The sequence below is a fragment of the Chitinophaga sp. 9-1-y genome, from assembly GCF_059511905.2.
Window position 1 is genome coordinate 3,745,878 of record NZ_CM197955.1, and the last position, 22,943, is coordinate 3,768,820.

Consider the following 22,943-nt stretch of genomic DNA (forward strand, 5'->3'; position numbering starts at 1 on the left):
ATCAAAATAAAAAATCAGTCTAATCAGTCTAATCCTGTACAAAGACAAAATCCGCTTAGATAGCTTTATGCTTTCGGCTTCCCCTAATGATCCGCCTTGTAATGCTCCAGCAACTGATCGCCGCCGAAATCATTTTTAAGATCACGCACCACCGTGTGTACGTGATTAGCGTTGTTCTGGGTATTATCGTATTCGATAATCAATGTAGGCCCCTGAATCCTGTAATAGCAGGGATGTCCCAATCCTTGTTCCGTACTTCCGGCCCAGGAAAAACGCAGGCTGTCCAGCCCCGCCTGCTGAATATCTTTCAGCATATGCGCTGCAAATAGTTTGGTGAAACGATGTACATATAAGCTGACGAGTCCCAGAAGCAATTGTTGTTGCGCAGGTGCTAATTCTGCATAGCGGATACCGCCGGGATGATCGATCATGGCCTGACGGGCAGCGCCCGTAATGATTTCAGCCGGCGCTTTAGTGGCAATGATTGCCTTTTGTTGTGCTTCGGGAGACAGGGACCGCAGCAGGGCATACCCCTGCTCCGTTTCTGCACGGAGCACTTGTTTGTCTTTTTGAGGTCCTTCCAGCACAATAGCCGGATTGGCGCCCAGGAAACCAGGCGTTCCGGCCACCAGTTCATTCCGATCTCCTGAAAAATTAAACGCGATATGATGCCCTTCAAAACGCCAGCCCCAAACGGCATTGGCGGCTGGTACGCCAAAGATGGTGACAAAATATTTTCCCGGATCACGGTAGTGATCGTCCTCCGCGCGATGCTCCAGTCCTTTCAGCACCAGGTCCAGTTGCATAATGTCGTTCACTTTTGTCACCGTTTCCGCACTCAACGTGGTATTTAGCAGGGCAAAGAGGGCCTTACGCTGGTTAACATCCAGGTCGTTTACAGCAATACCTTTGCGGTCGTCACGAGGAATATAGGAGAAATGGTACCGTTCTCCGGTATCAAAAGGATAACAGGTTTGCGCCTGCTGGGATTTACTCAGTAAACGGATAAATTGCCGGGCTTTGCTGACCATATCCTGCCCCGCTACGGGGAGTTGGAAAAGCAGGCCAAGGGCGACTGACAGGAAGAACCGGTGCATACGCTGGTGATTTGTAATAACGTGGATTCCTAAATATAAACGTTAAATCCGTCATTTGCAAGTAGCAGAAAGCATAAAGCTGGCAATTGATAAAAGTGTATAAATATCCGCCATGTTGAATCGCCTCAATCGCTTTTTGCTTTCTGCTTTCTGCTTTCAGCTCTCCCAAAAAATGTCTATCTTAGTTGTGTACCCCTTAGAATATTATCTTATGCCCCCTGGAAACACGAAAGCCAAGCTGGCGGTTACCGACTTTATCAATGACAGCCGGGTTAAAGCCGACCTGGAAAATCTAAAAAAGACTTTTGATACCAACAATGGCGGCCGGCCATTCGTTGTGTCAGACGTAGTAGATGCTGCCGGACATCAGTATGTTAATCTCGTGCAAAAAGGAGGTGGCGTATTCGGTATCGCACTGGTAGGCTATACTTACGTCCTGGAAGAAATGGGCATTCGTTTTTTGCGGTTGGCAGGTACCAGTGCCGGCGCTATCAATACCGCCCTCATCACCGTCATCAACAATAAAGACGACAAAAAATCTGCGGAAGTACTACAAGCGATCTGCGACCTGGACTTCTTTTCACTGGTAGACGGACATCCCGCTGCCCGTTGGCTGATCCGGAAATTCATCACTAAAAAAGACTTCCTTGGCAAAGCCAGGAACTGGTTACTATTTGGGCTGGCATTTTTTGGATTACTGGTCATAGGAGATGTGGTGCTGGTAGGGCTACGCAGCAAATTTCCGGTCCTCTCCGCCTGGACAGGCGCCTGTTTTATCCTCTCCGGCTTCTGGTCGTTGTTGCTGCTGATGATCACTTCCTATACCATCAATTTATTCAAACGGCTCAAAAACTCCGGCTTCGGTATTAACCCAGGCGATGTGTTTTACAACTGGATCAAGGATCTCCTGCTAAAGAACGGTGTAGCTACAGTAAGCGACCTGAATAAAAAAGCAGGTACCTGTCCGCCGCTGGCATTGCGTGTGCACAACGACAGCGGCGTGGCTGATTTAAAAGGCGATGTCACCTTCATCACTTCGGAGCTGGTAACGCAAAACAAGATACAGTTTCCGGCCATGTGCTCCCTTTTCCGCACGGATCCGGATACCATGCCTCCGGCAGGATTTATACGGGCATCCATGTCTATCCCGGTATTTTTTGAATCTTACATGATCAACGATATTCCGTATAGTGATGACCGTATTATTGCCGCCTGGCAAAACTTCTTCCATAACAGCACCCCTCCGGCCAATGCCCGGTTTGTGGACGGCGGTATTCTTTCCAATTTCCCGATCAGCATATTCTATAATGCCAATATCCCCGTACCACGTCTGCCTTCTTTTGGCATCGACCTGGACGACAGTAAGCCCGGTGATAAAGGGGAAAATGCGTTCAACTGGTCGCTGACCGGTTACCTGGGACGTATGTTCAATACCATCCGCAACTATTACGACAAAGACTTCCTGTTGAAAAACGAAGTGTATCAAAAAGGCGTGGGTAAGGTGGATTTATCGGACGACAAATACAACTGGCTGAACTTCTTTTTGCCTGACCAGGATAAGATAGACATGTTTGCCCTGGGGGCACAGGCTGCCTGCGAATTCCTGGAAAAATTTGACTGGAGTACTTATAAAGATAACCGGGCAGCATTACAAAAACAACTCACCAAATAATCAATGACATGGAAACAATTTCTGATAACGCCTGGTGCTGGTTATGTATATCTATGGGGGTGTTACTGCTTACCACCTTTATGATGATGCAGCAAAGCCGGCAGTTTTTTACCATGGATGTGGTGGTGCGTCGCTTTAGTATCCTGGACCTGGAATTCCCCGGCTCTCCCAATGAAATACCGAATCTTCTAAAAGGCATATATGCGCTGCCGTTAGAGCAGCAAACCAAAACGCTGTCGGCTTTACGCGGGCAATTATGGACCGATTTCCTATTTATGCCTGCTGTGTATGGCAGTATATTCCTCATCTGCTTTAAAGTGGCGGAGAAGATGAACCCTGCCGGCATCATGCTGTTTGGATGGCTGGCATGGCTACAGTTCTTACCCTGGCTGTGCGACATCGTAGAAAACATTTACCTGCTTCGCAAAATACGTCCTAACGTAACCGCGTCTACGAAAACGGTACATAAAGCCTATCAATGGCTGGAAATAACAAAATGGGGGGTATCATCGATCGCCGCGGTGTGCGGTTTATCTGCCCTGCTGTTCTTCTGGGTAACCGGCGACTTTGAAGCCCACTCCCTGCATTATTTACTGATACTGACCGCAGAGCTGGGGGTGTTTATCGGCCTACAGCTAATACCCCGGCAACCGGTATTTCCTTCCGCTATTTAAGAATGATGACAGGGATGTTGGCGGACCGGCAAATAGCTTCAGAAATGCTTTTATGGGTGAGGGCATAGAGGAAGCTGCGCTTACCCGGTAACGCAATAATCACCTGAACTTCGTTGTCGGCAGTAAATTGAATAATACTTTGGAGAATATCGCGGTCGTTCCGGTAAAAGATGTCATGCTGGAAGTTTTTCAGGTATTCGTGCAGGTGATTTTCATCCTGCCGGAACTGGTCGTCGGGATGTGCGTAGTGTTCTTCCGGGTCCACGTTGAGCACCATCAAGCGTGTAGCCGCCCACGTAGGAGACGCCTTTAATTTATTGAATTTATCTAACTCGTGAACGGTTTTAAAGTTAACCGGTACGAGGGCATTTTTAACCGGTTCATAGGAGAATCCGGCCGGCACCACCATGACCCTGACCGGGCTGGCTTTGGCAATGGGAATTACGTTGCGGGCAATGAGGCTGTCGGTATCGCCATGATCGCTGCCCAGCATCACCATTTCCGGGGCTTCTTCCCGGATCATTTCCATCACTGCCCTTAATATAGGGAGTTCACTAAAGGAGATGGCTACCGAGATATCTGCTCCTGTTGCTTTAATCTTTTCCGACATCGCTTCCAGGCGCGCAGTTGCCTCCTGGCGATGGTGTTGCATAAAGTCCTGGTTAACGACACCATATTCCGCGGCCACCACAATATCGCTAAACACGTTCTGGTAGAACGTTTTCAGGAGAATAACACGTTTATATTCATATTGTGTACACCATGCCGCGGCAAAGCGGATGGTATTGTCTGAAGTAGCGCTAAAATCAACTGGTACGAGTAATGTTTTCATAACGATTGTTTTAGAAGTCCGTACACTGGCTGCGCGGGCATAACAGCAACAGAATGCTGCGCAACGTTACTTTGAATTTAAGCTATTTTTTCCTGGCTCCCACTTTTTTATGGATGCCGTTGAAACAGGCAGATAATAATTAAAACAGCCCCCATAGCCACCCTGCAACATGATAAGTATCCTCAAAAATCCCGCCATTGCTGCAACTACCCCTCTAAAAAACGGCTATATTCGCATCATTCCTAAAATTCTTGTACTATGGAAGAAACTATCGAAACATCCATTTTTGCAGATGAAGTAAACCTTCATCATGCCAGTCCCGGGCAACGTCTCGCTAATTACGTGATAGATGTGCTCACTTTTTATGCTTTTATATTCTGTTTCTTCTATGCGTTGGCAACGGTACTTCCGGAATTTGCCAGGTCCATTCTTGTTTATGTCGATAATGGCATTGTTTCCCTGATCATGTATGGGATATACATGGGCCTCATAGAGGTTATTTTCCAGGGGCGGTCATTGGGCAAGCTGATTACCGGTACCAAAGCGGTGACGGAAGACGGGGTGACCGTTAATGCAGGTAAAGCTTTTCTGAGAGGTCTGATCCGCGCGGTGCCGTTTAATGGATTCAGCGGCCTTGGTCATTACTGCAATCCCTGGCACGACCGCTGGACGCATACCCATGTAATTGACATTAAGAAGTCTGTGTTGCCATTGTAAATACGGCTCACACAAAATAGAGAGAGGCTGTCTCCCCCGCTTTTGCAAGCATAGGAGACAGCCTCTTTTTTTTCATCAGGATATGGAAGGTTGGTTCTTATTTTAATAATTCTGCTAATTTTTCATCCAGTGCAGTACCACCAATCGCCAGTGAAATCACTTTGCCGGTAGGGTCTATCAGCATAGCAGCCGGAATAGCTTTTACACCATAAAGTTCTGCAATTGGGCTCTCTCCGCCTTTCAGGTCAGACACCTGCATCCAGGTCATTTTATCTTCTGCAATCGCCTGTAACCATTTGTCTTTCTTTTCATCCAGGGAAACAGAGAGAATGGTAAATCCTTTGTTTTTATATTTCTCGTAGGTAGCTGCTAACTGAGGAGTCAGTTCTCTGCAAGGTTTGCACCAGCTGGCCCAGAAATCGAGCAATACATATTTACCTTTTAAGTCAGACAGCTTAACCGTTTTACCGTTAGTATCCGGTGCACTGAAATCAGGTGCAGCATTATTCAGCATTTTGGCACGGGATTCCATACCGGTCATATCTTTTACCATTTTCTTGATGGTAGCAGTATTTTGTACATTTACACCTGTTTTATTGATCACATCCATCACCTGGGATCTGTCCATAGCAGTCATCAGGATGGCATTGATCAGGAAAGAACCGGCACCGGCGTTAGGATGGCTGTTCACCCATTTCAGGGCAGCTGCTACATCTTTCTTATTGATTTCATTTAATGCAGCCTGAGCATCACGCGCAGCATCTGCATCACCAATAGCGGTGGCAGCGTCTAATTTTTGCTGTAATGCAGCAGATTCCTTATTGTCTTTGTTGTAAAGAAAATTCTGGGAGATGTCTACCCAGTCAGCCACAAACGGGCTACCTGTCATCTGTGCGCCTTCGAAGTAAGGGCCTTTACCCGTAATATTCATTTTACCTTCTTCCAGGTATAATACGGTTCCGTGTTTCTCGTTGCCATCCAGGCCCACCTGCATGATATAAGTAGAGCCACCGTTAGACATATCAATGTTGAAATGAATTGCACCATTTTTTACAAATGAAGTATCCAGGCTCTTTGTTAACGGGCCCCATAACAGCACCGTGTCGCCGTTTGGCAAACCTGCAATTTTTACATTCAGGTCCAGACGTTTCTGGGCATTGGCGCTGAAAGCTGCAAAGAGACCAAGTCCTAACAGGATTTTTTTCATATCGCTTGTTTTTTTAGATGATTTATGATGTAATTAAAATTTTAGTTCACTGTTCTTTAGTTCCAGGGATTCCTCTCCTTCCTGGTAAAACCTGCTATATAACTGATGAGGTAATGTAATTCCCTGCTGCTCCTGGTAACCGGCAAATTGCAGTTGTGTGAAAAAAGGGCTGTCTTTAGGATTACCTGCGCATTCTTCCGCTATCTTATAGCCTCCCGTTGCATCGTAATAGTAGTTCCAGCTTGCACCCGCCGGAGTGGTCACATTTACCACATAGGCGTGCATTCCGTTCATGTACACTGTGGAGTCGCGGAGTACCAGTTGGTAACCTTTCTTAGTGAAAAGCAGCTCTGGTACTACGGTAGTGGCTAAACGTAATTCTTCTTTTTGTGCCGTATTTAATGTCATCGGTTCTCCAAGATGCAGCGAAGCCGCGCTGGTATCCGTGATGAAGGCATTTCGGAGCATCATATGAATGTTGTTGAGCGTAGTATTAATACGCTCCTGTCCATCTGCGGTTGTTTGCTTATTAAATCCAATGCGGTTGTCTTCGGGAGTAGCGTACACCAATGTGGCGGCGGACAATTGCTTCAACCGTGCCTCACCCCCTATCAGTTTCAGATAGCGGCGCACAATCATAGCGGCATCCATTCCTTTCATCACCGGGAATTTTACCCCCGTACCTCTCCACTCATTATTGCTGCGATCTGTATCCGGTATTGCTTTCCGGGGATCTAATATCACGGCTATAACCGGGCTGGTAGACTCATAGTGGAAAGTATGCGTTTTCCCCAGCTGCCAGATCTGGGCCGGAAAATGTAACGTACGTACGTGGCCGTTAAACTCCCTGATCTCCACATTTACGGGCATAATCATATCTCCTTTATTCTCTACGGTGATATCCACGCCTTTTGCAGGATCTCCGTTCACATAGCCCAGTCCTTTAATAGCCTGATCCAGTTTCCAGTCATTTAAAAACCAGCTACGCCAGAACCAGCTCAGATCTTCTCCGGTGCCATTTTCGATGGCACGGAAAAAATCGTTTGGAGTAGGATGTTTGAAAGACCAGTCGCTCATAAATGTGCGGAATGCGGCGTCAAAACGTTTCGGACCAATTACATCGTTGCGCAGCACCATCAGGGCTACAGCTGGTTTTACATACATCACCATGGCCATATCGGTTGGTGATACGGAAGCAGCTGGTGTATTTAAAGGTTGTATACTTTTTTTAGACGATAACCACTCTATTGCGCTTTCCATTTGAAAAGCGCCAGGGCCATTCAGGGTATCGCAGTTAACGAGGTTAATAAAGGTGTTCAGTCCTTCGCACATCCAGCCATGTTTACTATCGGCCGCCACCTGTATATTGAACCAGGTATGCCCCAGTTCATGATTGGTTTTAGTCCAGATGGTATTGCCGAAAGAAACGTTTTGATACTGAATGGTTGACACAGCAGCAGATGCCACCCCGGTAATAGATCCACCAATATTTACCCAGGCAGGATAAGGATAAGGCGTCCATAAACCGGAATAGGTTTCCACCATGCTCTTCATCTGCTTAACAATGGTATCCCACTCCTGATTACTATCCGGCGGGTATACTGCCATCGTCAGCACTTGTTTGCCATTGGGGAGACTGGCTTTCACACCATCCCACACCAATGCAGGAGATATAGCCCACATGCCGTCATCGGCCTTGTCCAGCTGAAAGCGCCAGGTTTTCTGTCCTGCAGATGCCGCCAACCCCTGGATAGCTTCCTGTGCCGTGATGATACGCACCACGGTATCACTTTTCATGGCTTGCTGGTATCGTTTCAGCGTGGTAGCTGGTAATACTGCTTCCGGGTTGGTCAGTACACCGCTGCCCTGTACAATTAAGCCGGCAGGTACGGTAATACTTACATCCAGCGATCCTGCCTCTACATAGTAGCCGGCAGTAAACACGTTCCAGCCCTGTACATCGTCATATACTGCTACCCTGGGAAACAGGCCGGCAACCTGGTATACTTTCCCATACTTTGCGGTGAGGATACCCATGTAGTCGGAGCCGCTATAGGGTAATGTAAAATCGTAATCTACTGCCATCTTTACCTTCTCCCCTGGTTTCAGCGGTGCCGGCAGGGTTACTTTCACATAGGTATCAGTTACATCATAGGCAGCGTTTTTTAGCACTCCTGTCCCCATGGCTACCTGTAGCTGATGGATACGGCAACCGTCTGTATATTCCTGTACACCGAAACGAGTGCCCTGCGGTGGTGTTAATACTGCCGTACGGGAGTCTTTCCGGAAGCGGTTCTGTGTTACAGCCAGCCATACATAATTTAGTGTTACCGGGCTGTTATTCGTATAGATCATTTGTGCCGTCCCCTGCATATTACTGGTGAGGGTATCAAAAGATACCTGCACTTTATAGTCCGTGCTATTTTGCCAGTAGCCGGCTCCCGGCTTACCATCCGCAGTGCGGTGGCTATTGCCGGGAGGAAGCACCAATGGCGCAAATGCTTCGTCGGTGGTAACGGTCTCTTTTTTCGTTTGTGCGAAAGCGTTATAACAGCAAAGACCAGCTACTATCAGACCTATTGAGAATTTCAAGCGCAAGCTGTTTGATATTTTAAGTGCAGTTAACAGTGTTAGTTTTTCATTTTGTAGAAGTTGGCAATCTTTTGCTCCAGCTGCGGATCACCAGGGTGTCCCATGTCGCCATCCAGCAACTTACCGTCTTCGTTGATAGCAATCCAGCGAGGTACGCCTGTCATGCAGAAGCGTGCTACCATTTGTTTACATTGCTCATCTGCCCTGTCGAGCGACAGGATCAAATTGGTAGCACCGTTTATTTCTTTCTTTTTAGAGAATTCTTTCCAGGCTTCCTCGGCGCCTTCGCCTTCCCATCCAATGGTCAGGAATACGATATCCTTTTTATCTTTATAAGACTCCCGGATGCGGTTATAGGATGGCAGGCCTGCTACGCAAGAGGTGCACCAGGTGGCCCAGCAATCAATAATGACTACTTTACCTTTAAAATCAGACAGGCGTACAATATCTCCCAGGTCATTTTTCAGCGCAAAATTAAAGGCGGGTGTTCCCGGTTCCAACCGGCTGTACCATTCATGCATGGAATCCACTACATGTTTGGCAGGATTCTCCTTAGCCAGGTTACCGGAAACAATAGAGAATATTTGTTTGAGCCGTGGCGACCAGTTATGTCGTACCGATTCTATCTTGATTTCCTTGGTAGCCAGTGCTCCTTTGATCAGTTCACTTTTCGACTGTGTCATCACCTCTACCAACTTAAAATCTTCTTTTAAGGCACTGTCCTGCATTTTTCTCAATTGCCACCAGAGATTCAGGGTTTCCTGCATATAGCCGTCGTTGGCTAACCCTGAAAACGCGGCCGATGTCATATCAAAACCATTCAGGCACCAGTCGCCATAAGCCTTTGATGGCAACAATGTTTTATGGCTATCCTGAAATGCATATTTCAGTCGCATTGATTTCGTTTGTTCGTAGGCCTTCAGCAGCGCCAGGTTTTCCTTATTCGTGATTTTAGCACGGGTGATCAATCCCTGTACCTGTTGTGCGCTGTTTTTGATGAATGCATCCATTCCTTCCACTGTGCTAATGGACTCATCAGCGGTATACAAACTGTCTATCTGGTATGGTAATGCCTGGCGGGCAGCATCTTTCCCCGTAAAGGAAGGAGAGAATTTGAACGCGAAAACTTTTCCATCCTTCAGCTTAGGAGATAGTACCATCTGTACCTGGTCTCCGGCATTGACGAGCACAGGGCAATTATTCAGCTGGAGAATTTGTGTGCCGGCATTCAATGATCGCGAAAAAGTGGCTATCGGCTTATCCGTCTTAAGGAAAACGATTTCAGATTTATATGTTGCAAACCGGGGATTCTCTAACTGTTCAATATTAAGGATTCCATTGTATCCTGTGGCAACACCCACCTTCACATTCAATGAAGTGGTAGTCACCGGATTGCCGGCGAAAGAAGCCGTGCTGCTCAGCAACATGGCGGCTAATATCTGGAATGATTTCATGATTTAGATGTGGTTTAATTAAAGGCAACTAAAATTGCAGAAAGGGTGAAGAAGCGTATTATTTTTTTGTGATTTTTCTATTGTGAATATATCGTCCGGTATAACAGGCAGGCATTTTTGCTGACAAAACAAGCCCCTTCCCTGCAATAAGGCTGGAAAGGGGCTTATATGATTATTATTTTTTATCGTCGATAAAGGCCACACTATTATCCGGTGCCTTGTATTGACTAATAGTTAAGGATGATTCCCAATAGCCTGAAGATCTACGCCATATTTGTCTTTATAAAAATTGATTACAGCAGTGTATTTCTGTTGTACCAATCCAGCTACATCGTAACTGGGGCTTAATATGGTAGCATCCAGTTCTGCTTTGGTATGCGAAGTGATAGCATCTACATAGCAGGTAAAATCCCAGGCGACATCTGCGATAAAGTTCCCTAAAGATGGCCGGATTTCTATCAACCCGTAAGCTCCTCCATTTACTGCCTGATAATTTTCAGGAGCCAGTTTCTGAAACGTTTGTGGAATCGTTATCCCGCCGCTTGCAATAGATTGTGCCATATAAGAACGATGCATAAAACCTCTCAGTTCCTTTCTACGGGTTGGCAATTGCTGTTCGAGTGTACTATCTGCCCACCCAATTGTCAATGTTCCACGGGTTGCACAAAACCCGGTCAGGGAGCGTCCTTGTGGGATTACCTCCGTCCCTCCTGTCCTGACATAAGCAGTATCAAAATAAGACGCCAGCAAAATTTTAAACGGCATCGTTTTCTGCAGGAAACTTTCAGGATAAAAATCCATGCACTCCGACCGAAAGTAGGCAAGGGTATTTTTAATCCAGGCAGGATTGGCAAGACTCGCTGTTACCGTCAGGTAATTCGTATAGTTGTAGGTAAGGTCATAGGTCGAAAACTTATACAAAATATAAGTCCCATATTTTTGATGCAGGGCTACTATGGTATCATCATATGGCTGATTTCCCTGTGGCAAAACATAGAAATCAGGTATTTTCTCTGGTGTGATAGCCGCTTCTTTGCGGCAGGAAGCGAAAATACATGATAACGATATCAAACCTGTGATCATGATATTACGCAGAAAGGTAGTAGACATAAAATACATTTTATGAATCAAGATTTTTTAGAGAGATGGACGAACACCACTTATTTGCTGATTTTGCTGCAGGGAGAAATTCCGTTGCAACACTTCGTTAGGAATGGGCAATACATATTGCGGATCTCTCTTTTGCAATACGTATATCGCGCTGGTATTGAGCGCAGGTTGGTAGATATGCCGGATAGACGGCATACCATATCTTCTCAGATCAAACCAACGATGGCCACCTTCGCGGAATAATTCCCTTCTGCGCTCGGCACGGCACATAGTCAGTAGTTTATCCGGTGTTTCCAGCGTCCAGTTGGTATAAGTGCCTGTCTTAAACCGGGCTGCACGAAGGGTATTCAAATTCTTCAATGCTTCTGCTGCAGCTCCCGCATCTCCCTTGGTCTTATATTTCTGAATGTATGCTTCCGCACGGTTCAGGTACGCTTCTGCGCTGCGCCAGGAGGTACCCATGTCTGAGCCCATTACCTGCGCACCCGCAATTATTTTAGTAAAAAAATAATCCCCATTTACATAAGGTTTCAGGAAATCGGGGACCGGTGGGAAACATATATTTGGTCTAAGATCATTTGTTTCAAAGGTATTGGCCAGATCATGGGAAATACAATATGCCGTGCCGGTGCCTGCCACCTGGGGCTCGTCTACCGAACCATAATACCAGATCGTTTCCACATTGTTCACGCCGATCAACGGATACTTTGTAAAATCTATATCTATGCCGTCATTAGGCCAGGAATTCAGGTTCATTAATTGCGGGTGATGGCTCAGTACGTAGTCTGTGTGTTCAATTACTTTATCCCATTGTTCCATGTACAGGTATACCCTGCTTGCCAACAGGTGGGCCGCTGTTGCTGACATGCGATATAATCGCTGATCTGCTCCCACCTGTTCCAACAAATTCATAGCAGTGTCCAGATCCTTTGTAACCTGTGCATATACCTCTTTCACCGTATTCCTGGCAGGAAAATCTTCCGACAGGTTTGCATTTAACTTCAATGGTATACCAGGAAGTTTGTCTGGTGTAGTCGTAGAATCATTGTAAGGCTTTGCATATAGATTTACCAGCATAAAATGGTAAAATGCCCGTAATGCATATGCTTCTCCTTTATACATGGTTTTATCTGAGGCGGTACCATCGGAGTTATCCAAATACTGCAGCGCTACGTTGGTACCTAAAATAAGTTTATAGTAGGTACGCCAGGAATTAAAGCGGTCAACACTGGCCCCACCCGACCTGCAGACATCAATGAAATTGGCCTGCCACTGAAAGGCGCCGGCATTCATCGTCACATCTTTCTGATTATCGGCCATCAAATCTCCATTGTAGCACTCCAGATCATCATCCATTAGCGTGAGATATGGCTGCAACTGTACATCTACTGTGGGATAACCATCACTATATAAAATTTCTCCAAAATTTTTGGTGGTTTTCGGAATTACTTCTGTTTGTGAACGCTCAGCTAAAAACTTCTTGCATGAGACCATGCTACCTGCCAATAAGGCAATGACTACTATTTTTTTCATACCTTTTTAGTTGATAATATTAAAAATCCACATTCATACTAAAGCCATACTTCCGGGTCAATGGCAACGCATCTGTACCTACTCCCGGAATTTCAGGGTCTTCGCCATGTAGTTGCTTACTGGCCAGTGTGAATACATTGCTGACAAACACACCTGCAGACAAAGTCTTCAGTCCAGCCCGGGAAGCTATTCTTTGTGGTACCATGTATCTGAAATTCAGGCTCTTACAGCGAAGAAAACTGGCGTCCACCACGCGGATATCAGACTGGTTGTAGGCTTCATAGATACCTTTATTACCTGTTCCCGGCACAACGATACCACCTACATCCGTAATGGCCGGTATATTGGTGTTTTTCTCATCACCAGGTTTCCGCCAGCGGGTCAGCATTATCCTGTTCACGTTATCGTAAGGTGCCGGCACCCCGTCTGTTGCCATATCCTGGTGGTTAAACAACGGGTTCAATCTCTTAGCCACGCCCATTGCATAAGAGAAATCTGCATTTACCGCAAATTGTTTGTAGTTGAACGACACGGAGAAACCGCCGTTAAACTTCGGGTGCAACTGACCGGAATAAACTAATACCCCAACCGTATCTATCGCATCACCGTGACCACTCCTGGTAAACAATGGCAACCCTGTTTTACTATCCAATCCTCCAAAACGGAAGGAATAAAAACCACTGATGGGTTGACCGGGAATCAGGACTCTTCCATTGAGGTAATCGTCGTAGGTATTGGCAAAATTGTTTTCACCTATCTGGTTGAAGTTCCTGCTATTGTTGAAGGCAAGGGACAGATTACTTGTTTTGTTACGAAGCACTACTACCTCCAGCCTTAAATCCATTCCCTTGTTAACAACGGTACCACTGTTTTTGTACATAAAGTCAATACCATACTCGTAAGGGATATTTCTTTGCACTAACAGATCTCTACTGTTCTTAATATAATATTCTGCCGTGAGGTTAACTCTTCTGTCGAATAAAGCCACATCCGTTCCAAAGTTCCACTGTTTTGTTTTTTCCCAACGCAGATCAGGATAGGGTAAAGATTTTGTATGAAGTGTAGGGATCCCTGTTGTAGGATCTGCGCTGCCGTTATCTGGATACTCTGCAATCAACTCGGGGCCTACCACTTTCACTACATTCCCCTGGGTACCCAAAGATGCGCGGAACACCAGGCTATTGAGTATCCGGCTGGATTGTAACCAGGATTCATTTGTTACATTCCATCTTGCGGCAACGCTATAGTTGGGTAGAAATTTAGAATTTGAGTATTGTCCGAAACGATTATTACCATCTGTTCTGATATTGGCGTTCAGCACATACTTGTTATTGATCACATAACTGGCTGTACTGAATAACCCAAAAGTATTGTTGACAGTATTCTTGATGTTACGTTTGCTATACATTGAAATACTCTTCGGAGTAGGATAAAAAGCCTGACCACGATCAGGATAATAACCAGGCTCCTGGGAGTTGAATCCTTTTATCTGTTGGGAAGAGATATCATTTCCTACGCTGAAATTAAACTGATCGCGTTCGTTGAAAAAAGATTTGTCGTAGACCAACATGTTACGCATGCTCAGTGTCAGCGCGTTCTCGTTGCCGATGTTGGCTAATCCTCCATAGGGTAAGTAAGAACCTGCAACCTGTTTCACAGATGGAGTGTAATTCAGGTTCCATCCACGTTTTTCACTCACCCATTCACTTCCTTCGTAGGTAGCCGAAAATACGTCGGTGGCGTCTGAAATCGCAGCAGCAGTACTGCTGAACTGGAGCCCTGGCATGATCTTATAATTCGCTGTCAACGTAGCCTGCATAGACCTTGTACTCCCTGTATTCTCGGTTTGTGCAATCTCGTTTAACATATTAAATGTAATCGCCGGAGGCATAGGTAATACCTCTGTATTAGCCATGGCCATTGGATACACTGTTTGCGGAGAGAGCGTTCTACTGGTGCGTAAGGCGTAGCCCAATGGATTAACACCGGCATAATAACCTCCCACTTTGGCATAGTTTCCCCTGATACTTATATCGAATGACAATTTCTTACTAGCCTCTGTATGAAGGTTGGTGTTCATCGAATAATTTTTCCGGGTATCCAATTGCGCAGCACCTCTGTCATCCGAATAACTGAAAGAGGCGAAATAGGTAGTTTTACCTGCGCCGCCGCTCATGTTCAGGGAGTGATTCATACTGAAGCTATTTCTAAAGAACACTTTAAACCAATCAGTATTATTAGTTTCCAGTTTTCCAACAGCCGTTTTAAATTCCGGTTCTGTAATTTGCCTCGAATACAGTGCCTGTAGTAATCCCTCGTAGGTAGCCATCCCTGCATATCCTTTAGTAGAGGTTTGGTACAACATACCATCCTCTACTAACTGCCTGGAAAAATCCACTCTTTCCTTAGAATTCATTAGGTTAAGATTGGTATATGAAGGGCGCTGCTGAAAAGACATAACGGTATTATAGCTCACACGCATAGGCCCGGCCTTTCCTCTCTTGGTAGTTACCACAATTACCCCATTGGCAGCGGACACCCCGTAAATGGCAGTGGCAGCAGCATCTTTAAGGAAAGTGATACTTTCCACATCATAGGGGTTTAGTCCACTTACGGCCCCCCCAATCAGGGAATAGTTACCGCTTTGTGCATCCGATACCACGTTGTTAATCTGGCTGGCAGATATATCTACCGGGTCAGGGCGTACCACATTATCTATTACCCATAACGGGCTGGCGTTTCCCACGAAGGTAGACGTACCACGCATACGTATTGTAGGGCGGCCGTTCACACTACCGCTATTATTGATGACCATGAGGCCTGGTACTTTACCCTGCAACATTTTATCAATCGTGGGTTCTCCGGGCTGTATCAACTGAGCAGCATCGAGCTTAAAAGTAGAGGCAGCAGACAAACGCGCATCAATTTTCGTATACCCATTCACCACTACTTCATTGATCGCCTGGGCGGCAGAATCAAGCGTAATCTGCACAAAGCTGTTGTTGTCTGGTTTTGGTGTAAACACGCGCGTTTTCATACCAAGCCGGGAAATACGCAACTGTTCCTTTTCTTTGACAACCAATGAAAAAATACCATCTGCTGCGGTAACCGTACCATTTTTTGAGTCCAGACCCTGTATGGTTACACCCTGCAATGGCTCTCCACCAGAAGTGACGACCTGGCCCCGGAACATAAAACCCATTTTGGCATTGACATCCTCCTGGGTCATCTCTACCTTGGCTTTCGCATAAATCGCAATACCTCCCAGGTCTTCCGAAAACTCTAACCCGGTATTGGACAGGGCTTGTCTTAATAATTGCTCCAGTGTACCATTTTGCAAGTCTACCGTTACTGCTGCCTGTTTACGGATTTCATCATTATTAAAGGTGAACCGCACATTGGTCAATGTACGCACCTCCTTCAATACCTTTAGCAATGGCTGCTTGTTCGCATGATACGAGACCCGCTGTTTCAGTACATCCTGCGCCTGCGCCATATTCGAAAACACCAGCAAAAAAGATAGCAGCATTAAGCACATAGCAAAGCTATGCATACCCTTCCCCGAAGAAGGTAAGCCCAACATTTTTCTCATTTTGGTTTGATATTAATAATTAAACTGTCTGCCTTGTCCTGCGCATACGACTGCCAGGATGTAGCGTGTCTACATACATTTTTTCATGTTCCTGTTTCGTAGTAATTATGGCCGGCCGATAAATACCGTTCTGCCTTCTACCCGAAAAGTAATGTTGCCAATAGTTAGTTTTATCCGATCCAATACTGGTTGTAGTGTGGTTGGTTTATGTATATCCAACGTTATATTTAACTGTTCCAATGCGGCATCCTCAAACTTAAAGTCGTAATCAAAGGTACGTCCAAGGCTGGTCATGATACTTCCCAGCGTAGCGTCTTCGAAATAAATATCTCCATCCTTCCAGGCGGTATATAACCTGGTGTCAACTGTTTGTTTCTGTAATGTGCCGGTAGCGTCGTTATAAACTGCTTGCTGGCCCGGCGTTAATATTTTATTATCTGTTCCTGCATTGATGCTCACTTTTCCACTGGTTAAAGTGGCTTGTACTGTCATGTAGGTGCTGATATTAAAGGAAGTGCCCAGTACTGTTGTGGTAGTGCTTTTCGCATGCACGATAAATGGTTGTTGTACATTTACTGCCACCGCAAAGAAGGCTTCTCCATCTACCCATACTTCGCGCTTACTATCATTGAAAGCGGAAGGATAGGTGAGTTTTGACTCCGCATTCACCCAAACCTCTGTACCATCCGGTAAGGCGATACGTATCTGGTTCCCTTTGGGTACCACCAGGGCATCCATCGAGTTCACCACTTTATTATTGCTGGCGGCGTTATATACAATGCCGGTACTATCTACCTGCACTTGTGTACCATTATTTTCCTTGCGGATGGAAGAGTCTTTATCACCCAGGGTAATGGTTTGACCATTGCCCATTACAATCTGCACTTTCGATTTGGCCGGCTGGTCTGCTTTGGCTACAGCTGCCAGTGGTGGCCTGGCACCGGACATATGCTTTTGCCAGCTCCACACGCCGGCGGTAACCAGCAACGCGGCGGCAGCAGCGGCTACGGCTATTCTCCGGCGCCACACCACCTTCATGGTCCTGGCTTCACGGGCGGCCACAAATTGTTGCCATCCTGCTTCTGTCGGAAACCTATCCGTTGTTTTCACTCTGTTCTGCATTTCTTTGGCGGCACGCAACATCGCGGCCTCCTCCTCATTCAAAGCGGTCGTTTCGCCATCCTCTATTACGGATAGCAGTTTCTCCCAATTAATATCCTTTTCTGGTGTATCCATAGTAATCTAATATTAAAGGCAACCGTATTTAAAAAAGGGGTGAAGACAAATCATAAATTCTTTTAAAAAAAATAACGTGGCGATATAAATGACCATCCACTCACACTCTTTCCGTAAATATTGATAAGCTAATTTGATCTGTGTTTTAACTGTATTTACAGAGATATTCAACTGCTCTCCTATCTCCTTATATTTAAGCCCATCCCGGTTGCTCATTAAAAAAATACGTTGCCGCTGTATTGGCAAACGACCAATTGCCGCCCATAAGGCAGCATTCCGGATCTCTTCCCGTTCTTTATCGTCTTCCGGTAATGACTCCGCCGTATCCGATAAGGTTAGCGGATCGCCAAATACAATCTTACCGTTTTTCTTCAGGTAGTTTAAACAGGCATTACGTATAGCCCGTGTGGCATAGCTCTTAAAATTTTGCGTGATCTGGATGATCTCCCGCTTATCCCAACAGTAGAGGAAGAAGTCCTGCACAATATCTTTGGCAGCATCTTCATCCTCTACTACGTAATAAGCAGTTGCACACAAAAAAGAATAATGCAGTCGGAACAATTCTTCAAATGAAGCCGGCTCTATAGAATTTGGTTGATACATGCCCTTTACGCCCCCCATAATTTGTCAACGCGCAAAATAGGCAAAATCCCCGGAATTTCACTGCCCCCCTTTACTTACCTGTTAAATCTGTCAGGATATCTACTGTTCTGCTCAGATATACATCAGAAACACAGGTACTGATCCACTCCTGGTTACGGGCCAGCTTATCCGGAGTAGGCTTATCAATAGCCGTTCCCGTCATTTTCAGCTGACTGTTTACCGGCAATTTCAACGCCGCGTCAATTGCTTTACTATGCGCTTCAATTTCGTTTACCTGTTTCTTAAACGTTGCCTTCTGCAAACTGTATAATGGCGCCTCATGTACTTTCAGCCATTCTACTTCCTGTTTAACCACGTTCAACACGCTGTCGTGGCTTACTTCCGCATTAGCTTTCCCGATAACAGCCGGCAAAGTAGCCGCCAGTGGAGATTTCATAAAAAATGCCGTTTCAATGGTGTCCGCCAGCAGCGCGCTGGTATTATCCCTTTCACGGATTTTCAGGTATACTTTCCTGCTGGGAAAAATCACGTCCGGTGTCACTCCGTTTAGCTGGGTGGTAGTGCCATTAATACGATAAAACTTTTTAATGGTCAGCGCCAGGGAACCATAGCTTACATCCGGAATGCCTTTGTCTTTATCCCCCAGTTTACCCATGGCCTGGGTTTCCTGCATAGTACCTTTACCATAAGAGGAAGGACTTCCTACCACAATACCTCTTTTATAATCCTGGATCGCAGCGGCAAAGATTTCAGAAGCAGATGCACTGCCTTCATCTATCATCACTGCCAACGGGCCATCATACAAGGTTTGATCGTTATTATTGATTTCATACCGCTCCGTTTTTGTTCTATCGCGGCCCAGTACAACCGGACCTGTTTTCACAAAGAAGCCGGCTATTTTCACTACTTCATCCAGTGAGCCACCCGGATTACCACGCAGGTCCACTACCATTCCATCTACATGTTGTTCATTCAGCTTCACGATTTCTTTGGCCATATCCACCGCACACTGTGCACCATCTGCTCTTTTGAAATCACGGTAAAATTCATTTAACCGCAGGTAACCATATTTTTTTCCATTCTTCTCTATCACCGCACTTTTAGCTGCATTCTCTGTCTCTATGATTTCGCCACGTGGCACACTGATTGCTTTTTCGTGGCCATCAGACTTCCGTACCAATAAATTCAGGATCGTTCCTTTTTCACCCCGTATCATTTTAGATACATCCAGGATGCTCATGCCGGTTACTTCCACCATCTTGCCGTTTGCGTCGCTCACCTGCAGGATACGATCTTCCGCCTGTATTAATCCACTGGCATCAGCTGTACCACCCGCCATTACTCTTTTTACGATGATCACTCCATCTTTGGTGATGAGCTCCAGGCCCAGTCCAAAAAACCGGTGCGACATCATCGCTTCACGGCTGCTGGCATCTACCGGCGCCAGGTAAGATGTATGCGGATCCATCTCCAGGGTAACGGTATTCATAAACGCGCTGAAACGATCGTCAGACGCAGTGGCCCCGAGCAAATTTTTAAACAGTCCTTCGGTAGATAACAGTACCGACGCACGGGCTTCTTTTTCCGCTACCACATCATTTTTCGTTGAATCGGCCGCCTGTATTTCCATCATCTTGCGCAGCACCTGGTATTTCAGGGATTTACGCCAGATCTCTTTCCGGTCTGCCTCATTTGCCGGGAAGTCCAGCTTGGTACGATCCGCCTGTATGGTTTCCTTTTTAGTAAAATCCATCGGTGATGCCAGCAATGCGCGATAGATAGCAGGCAACTCGTTCAAACGCTGCATAGAGACGGCATAAATGGCATTGAAATATTCCAGGGAACCCGCCTCCAGCTCATCATCTATCAATGTTTCATATTTGCGCAGGGCATCCACATCGCCTTTCAGCAAGGTATTCCTGTTGGCATCGAGCGCATTCAGGTAATTCTGCCAGATCACTTTTGAAAACTTATCATCAACGGGTTTGGGCGCATAGTGTTGGTTTTTGATGCGCTTCATGACCATTTGTACTACGTTCTTCCGGTTCTGATCCGGGTCGCCATTGGTGGGTGCAGCGGCAAAAGAATGAAAACCTACCGCGGGGAGCAGCAGGAAGAGGCCATATTTAGCAATGCTCATATTAAAAAAATTACAGTTTGTAAAAACTACCAGCCAACTGGCAATGTTCCTATTAAGGCAACGGGACTTTTAAAAAGGGTGAAGCACACCGGCCAATTTTCTATCCATACCGATCAGGCCAGTGCCATTAAATGGCAGCGGAAATATAAGCTGATGCGGCTTCCGGAAATAAAAAAAATGCCGTATACTTGTTAAGCCCACCAACACCTGGGGAGGGCCACCTATCTTCCAACGCCCTTACAACCACTCACATGCAAACCAGTCGCAGACATTTTCTTAAAACAGCCGGTACAGGCCTGGCCGGTATTGGATTCCTGCCGGTATTACATCCTATTCAACAGCTCTGGGATGCTACCACAGATACCCGGTTCCCCCGCTCCCAGCCTGAATCACAGGGTGTTTCCTCCGCTGACATTCTTCGCTTTGTGGAGGCAATCAATGCCTCTGGTATCAACTGGCATAGCTTCCTATTATTGCGGCACGGACAGGTGGTAGCCGAAGGATGGTGGCACCCTTTTTCGTCCCAAAAGGTACACTCCCTGTACTCGTTGTCTAAAAGCTTTACCAGCACAGCTATTGGCATGTTGGTAAAAGAAGGTAAGCTGGATATCAATACACCAGTCATCTCCTTTTTTTCAAAAGAAGTGCCTGACCAACCATCCGATAACCTGCGAAAAATGACGGTCAAGCATCTGCTGACCATGAACACCGGCCATGCGGCAGATACGCTGCCATTCATGCAACACTCCGATAGTTCCTGGATAGCTGTCTTCCTCTCGCAGCCCGTCACCTTTACCCCCAGCACCCATTTTCTTTATAATACCGGCGCTACGTATATGTTGGGCGCTATCCTCCATGCCGTTACCGGTCAAATCCTGCAGGACTACCTGGCACCGCGGTTGTTTGAGCCATTGGGCATCACCGGGTACGACTGGGAAACCTCACCCGAAGGACTAAACGTAGCGGGATACGGACTGCGGGTAAAAACAGAAGACATCGCCAAACTGGGGCAACTCTACCTGCAACAGGGGCAATGGAAAGGAAAAGAGCTACTGACCAGCAACTGGGTAAAAGAAGCTACCAGTTATCAGACGCCTTCACAGGAAGGCAACGGCGACTGGGCACAGGGATATGGCTACCAGTTCTGGCGCTGCACCCATGGCGCCTTCCGGGGCGATGGTGCATTCGGACAATATTGCATCGTGATGCCGGAGAAAGATGCCGTGCTGGCTATCACCAGTCAAACGGATGATATGCAAAAGTCCCTCGATCTCGTTTGGAAATATTTGCTACCAGGCATCCGGGATACTGTGTTGCCGGCAGATACGGCATCGTACAAAACCCTGCAGCACACGCTTGATCAACTGGAGCTTCCTGTAGTGAAAGGCAATATCAACAATCCGTTGGCGGCCCGTTATCATCGTAAAAACTGGACACCGGGTATAAACGATTTTGGCGCCACCGTCATGCAATTTGAATTTACCAGCCATGGCTGTACCTGGATCACTCAAACAGTTACCGGTACTACTACCCTGCGGTTTGGCTGGGAGAAATGGGTGATGAATAAAGACCGGCAGTTATACCGTTTCCCGGAAGCAGGCCTCAATCACAAGCCTACGCAAGTGGCGGGTACCGCTACCTGGACCAATGACCATACTTTACAATTGTATATGCGGTTTGTGGAAACTTTTCATGGAGATACTATCGTGTGCACATTTGAGGATAACAAGTTATCCATGTCCTTTTTAGACAGTGTTACCGCAGCAGGATCTAAAAAAGATAGTAGGAAGATATTGACTGCCGCAATTATTTAGTGTTGCTATGATTGCCCGGCAGCGCCTTCTGACGGGCGTCTGCCGACAATATACTGCTGTATAATTCTTTCGCAAGACTTAAAGCGGCCTGCTCATTCTCTACAAATACCTTATCTCTCTCTGCCAATACCTGGTTTTCCGGGTTGATCCACCGGATCATTTTCCCTTTGTAGAAATAAGAACGGTCAGTGGTAATTTCTGAAAGGCGCATGTTAAAAGCTGAATCATAAAAGGGTACGTTGTATTTATACATCTTCCCAAAAATAAAAGCAGGCGCCCCGTGATCATAATAAATGGAGGTAGTGGATTTTCCGCCTTCGGCATACAGGCTTTCCTCAATCAGCATTACCGTGTCTTTATGAAAATATCCCACAACTTCTCCCCCTTCGGTGGTTTCTCCCATCCGATCTGCCCATACTTTCCTGTAGGCAGCCCTGTTGGCGTTAATCTCCTGGTATTTACTACGGATATCTTTCACTATCTCCGCCGCACGATCCTGCGAAAATAATGGCTGGCATAGCAAACAGCAGAGAATTAGCAGATAAACGGGTTTCATCGATGGCATCCCTTTACTTTTTATTGGCAGATAACGACTATCCCCATACGAAGCGCTACAATAGCTACGATTTAAGTTCCGTAAAATACAACTTTCCATCCGCAAAACAAGCGC

Annotated in this window: 16 protein-coding genes; 4 read left to right on the plus strand and 12 right to left on the minus strand. The window is 46.2% G+C overall.

The window, feature by feature from the left end; all coding sequences use genetic code 11:
* Window positions 1–83: 83 nt before the first annotated feature.
* On the minus strand, window positions 84–1,097 hold the full coding sequence (locus AC5ZC7_RS14870) for a DUF3500 domain-containing protein (protein WP_496162323.1): 1,014 nt from the start codon (window positions 1,095–1,097) through the stop codon (window positions 84–86).
* A 211-nt stretch (window positions 1,098–1,308) separates the two neighbouring features.
* Here AC5ZC7_RS14870 and AC5ZC7_RS14875 point away from each other — a divergent pair, with 211 nt between their 5' ends.
* Together AC5ZC7_RS14875 and AC5ZC7_RS14880 are read left to right on the plus strand one after the other, a co-directional pair.
* Window positions 1,309–2,769 carry a patatin-like phospholipase family protein gene (locus tag AC5ZC7_RS14875; RefSeq protein WP_496162322.1) on the plus strand — a complete coding sequence of 487 codons (1,461 nt, stop codon included), beginning with the start codon at window positions 1,309–1,311 and terminating at the stop codon, window positions 2,767–2,769.
* A gap of 8 nt (window positions 2,770–2,777) precedes the next feature.
* Window positions 2,778–3,443 carry a hypothetical protein gene (locus tag AC5ZC7_RS14880; RefSeq protein WP_496162321.1) on the plus strand — a complete coding sequence of 222 codons (666 nt, stop codon included), beginning with the start codon at window positions 2,778–2,780 and terminating at the stop codon, window positions 3,441–3,443.
* Here AC5ZC7_RS14880 and AC5ZC7_RS14885 read toward each other — a convergent pair.
* Entirely contained in the window at window positions 3,436–4,275 is an 840-nt protein-coding gene (locus tag AC5ZC7_RS14885; protein ID WP_496162320.1) for a universal stress protein, read from the minus strand. The two genes, AC5ZC7_RS14880 and AC5ZC7_RS14885, sit on opposite strands and share 8 nt — an antisense overlap.
* 258 nt (window positions 4,276–4,533) lie before the next feature.
* On the opposite strand from AC5ZC7_RS14885, the gene AC5ZC7_RS14890 reads away from it, so the two are divergent.
* Window positions 4,534–4,992, plus strand: coding sequence for an RDD family protein (locus tag AC5ZC7_RS14890; RefSeq protein ID WP_496162319.1), 459 nt, complete (start codon window positions 4,534–4,536; stop codon window positions 4,990–4,992).
* 97 nt (window positions 4,993–5,089) lie between these two features.
* Here the strand turns inward: AC5ZC7_RS14890 and AC5ZC7_RS14895 are convergent, their stop codons facing one another.
* The 9 genes from AC5ZC7_RS14895 to AC5ZC7_RS14935 all read right to left on the minus strand — a co-directional run bounded on the left by AC5ZC7_RS14895 (window position 5,090) and on the right by AC5ZC7_RS14935 (window position 20,459).
* Window positions 5,090–6,199: a redoxin domain-containing protein gene (locus tag AC5ZC7_RS14895; protein WP_496162318.1), complete on the minus strand. Its 1,110-nt coding sequence runs from the start codon at window positions 6,197–6,199 to the stop codon at window positions 5,090–5,092.
* Window positions 6,200–6,232: 33 nt separating this feature from the next.
* On the minus strand, window positions 6,233–8,791 hold the full coding sequence (locus AC5ZC7_RS14900; protein WP_496162317.1) for a M1 family aminopeptidase: 2,559 nt from the start codon (window positions 8,789–8,791) through the stop codon (window positions 6,233–6,235).
* Between the two features lie 38 nt (window positions 8,792–8,829).
* Window positions 8,830–10,245, minus strand: coding sequence for a redoxin family protein (locus AC5ZC7_RS14905; RefSeq protein ID WP_496162316.1), 1,416 nt, complete (start codon window positions 10,243–10,245; stop codon window positions 8,830–8,832).
* A gap of 234 nt (window positions 10,246–10,479) precedes the next feature.
* Window positions 10,480–11,355 (minus strand): hypothetical protein, encoded by an 876-nt coding sequence (locus AC5ZC7_RS14910; protein WP_496162315.1) that lies wholly within the window; start codon window positions 11,353–11,355, stop codon window positions 10,480–10,482.
* A gap of 27 nt (window positions 11,356–11,382) precedes the next feature.
* Window positions 11,383–12,888 (minus strand): RagB/SusD family nutrient uptake outer membrane protein, encoded by a 1,506-nt coding sequence (locus AC5ZC7_RS14915; RefSeq protein ID WP_496162314.1) that lies wholly within the window; start codon window positions 12,886–12,888, stop codon window positions 11,383–11,385.
* Between the two features lie 19 nt (window positions 12,889–12,907).
* Entirely contained in the window at window positions 12,908–16,480 is a 3,573-nt protein-coding gene (locus AC5ZC7_RS14920) for a SusC/RagA family TonB-linked outer membrane protein (RefSeq protein WP_496162313.1), read from the minus strand.
* A gap of 105 nt (window positions 16,481–16,585) precedes the next feature.
* Entirely contained in the window at window positions 16,586–17,716 is a 1,131-nt protein-coding gene (locus AC5ZC7_RS14925) for a FecR domain-containing protein (RefSeq protein ID WP_496162312.1), read from the minus strand.
* A 12-nt stretch (window positions 17,717–17,728) separates the two neighbouring features.
* Window positions 17,729–18,319, minus strand: a complete 591-nt coding sequence (locus tag AC5ZC7_RS14930) for an RNA polymerase sigma-70 factor (RefSeq protein WP_496162311.1) — start codon at window positions 18,317–18,319, stop codon at window positions 17,729–17,731.
* A gap of 70 nt (window positions 18,320–18,389) precedes the next feature.
* On the minus strand, window positions 18,390–20,459 hold the full coding sequence (locus AC5ZC7_RS14935; protein ID WP_496162310.1) for a carboxy terminal-processing peptidase: 2,070 nt from the start codon (window positions 20,457–20,459) through the stop codon (window positions 18,390–18,392).
* A 251-nt stretch (window positions 20,460–20,710) separates the two neighbouring features.
* On the opposite strand from AC5ZC7_RS14935, the gene AC5ZC7_RS14940 reads away from it, so the two are divergent.
* Complete coding sequence (locus AC5ZC7_RS14940; RefSeq protein WP_496162309.1) at window positions 20,711–22,273, plus strand: serine hydrolase; 1,563 nt, start codon at window positions 20,711–20,713, stop codon at window positions 22,271–22,273.
* Here the strand turns inward: AC5ZC7_RS14940 and AC5ZC7_RS14945 are convergent.
* On the minus strand, window positions 22,266–22,838 hold the full coding sequence (locus AC5ZC7_RS14945) for a hypothetical protein (RefSeq protein WP_496162308.1): 573 nt from the start codon (window positions 22,836–22,838) through the stop codon (window positions 22,266–22,268). The genes AC5ZC7_RS14940 and AC5ZC7_RS14945 overlap by 8 nt on opposite strands.
* Window positions 22,839–22,943: the final 105 nt, after the last annotated feature.

Excerpts from the sequence above, each read along its gene's own strand:
- AC5ZC7_RS14870 (WP_496162323.1), bottom strand. The coding sequence starts at position 1,097 with ATGCACCGGTTCTTCCTGTCAGTCGCCCTTGGCCTGCTTTTCCAACTC.
- AC5ZC7_RS14875 (WP_496162322.1), top strand. The coding sequence starts at position 1,309 with ATGCCCCCTGGAAACACGAAAGCCAAGCTGGCGGTTACCGACTTTATC.
- AC5ZC7_RS14880 (WP_496162321.1), top strand. The coding sequence starts at position 2,778 with ATGGAAACAATTTCTGATAACGCCTGGTGCTGGTTATGTATATCTATG.
- AC5ZC7_RS14885 (WP_496162320.1), bottom strand. The coding sequence starts at position 4,275 with ATGAAAACATTACTCGTACCAGTTGATTTTAGCGCTACTTCAGACAAT.
- AC5ZC7_RS14890 (WP_496162319.1), top strand. The coding sequence starts at position 4,534 with ATGGAAGAAACTATCGAAACATCCATTTTTGCAGATGAAGTAAACCTT.
- AC5ZC7_RS14895 (WP_496162318.1), bottom strand. The coding sequence starts at position 6,199 with ATGAAAAAAATCCTGTTAGGACTTGGTCTCTTTGCAGCTTTCAGCGCC.
- AC5ZC7_RS14905 (WP_496162316.1), bottom strand. The coding sequence starts at position 10,245 with ATGAAATCATTCCAGATATTAGCCGCCATGTTGCTGAGCAGCACGGCT.
- AC5ZC7_RS14910 (WP_496162315.1), bottom strand. The coding sequence starts at position 11,355 with ATGTCTACTACCTTTCTGCGTAATATCATGATCACAGGTTTGATATCG.
- AC5ZC7_RS14915 (WP_496162314.1), bottom strand. The coding sequence starts at position 12,888 with ATGAAAAAAATAGTAGTCATTGCCTTATTGGCAGGTAGCATGGTCTCA.
- AC5ZC7_RS14920 (WP_496162313.1), bottom strand. The coding sequence starts at position 16,480 with ATGAGAAAAATGTTGGGCTTACCTTCTTCGGGGAAGGGTATGCATAGC.
- AC5ZC7_RS14925 (WP_496162312.1), bottom strand. The coding sequence starts at position 17,716 with ATGGATACACCAGAAAAGGATATTAATTGGGAGAAACTGCTATCCGTA.
- AC5ZC7_RS14930 (WP_496162311.1), bottom strand. The coding sequence starts at position 18,319 with ATGTATCAACCAAATTCTATAGAGCCGGCTTCATTTGAAGAATTGTTC.
- AC5ZC7_RS14935 (WP_496162310.1), bottom strand. The coding sequence starts at position 20,459 with ATGAGCATTGCTAAATATGGCCTCTTCCTGCTGCTCCCCGCGGTAGGT.
- AC5ZC7_RS14940 (WP_496162309.1), top strand. The coding sequence starts at position 20,711 with ATGCAAACCAGTCGCAGACATTTTCTTAAAACAGCCGGTACAGGCCTG.
- AC5ZC7_RS14945 (WP_496162308.1), bottom strand. The coding sequence starts at position 22,838 with ATGCCATCGATGAAACCCGTTTATCTGCTAATTCTCTGCTGTTTGCTA.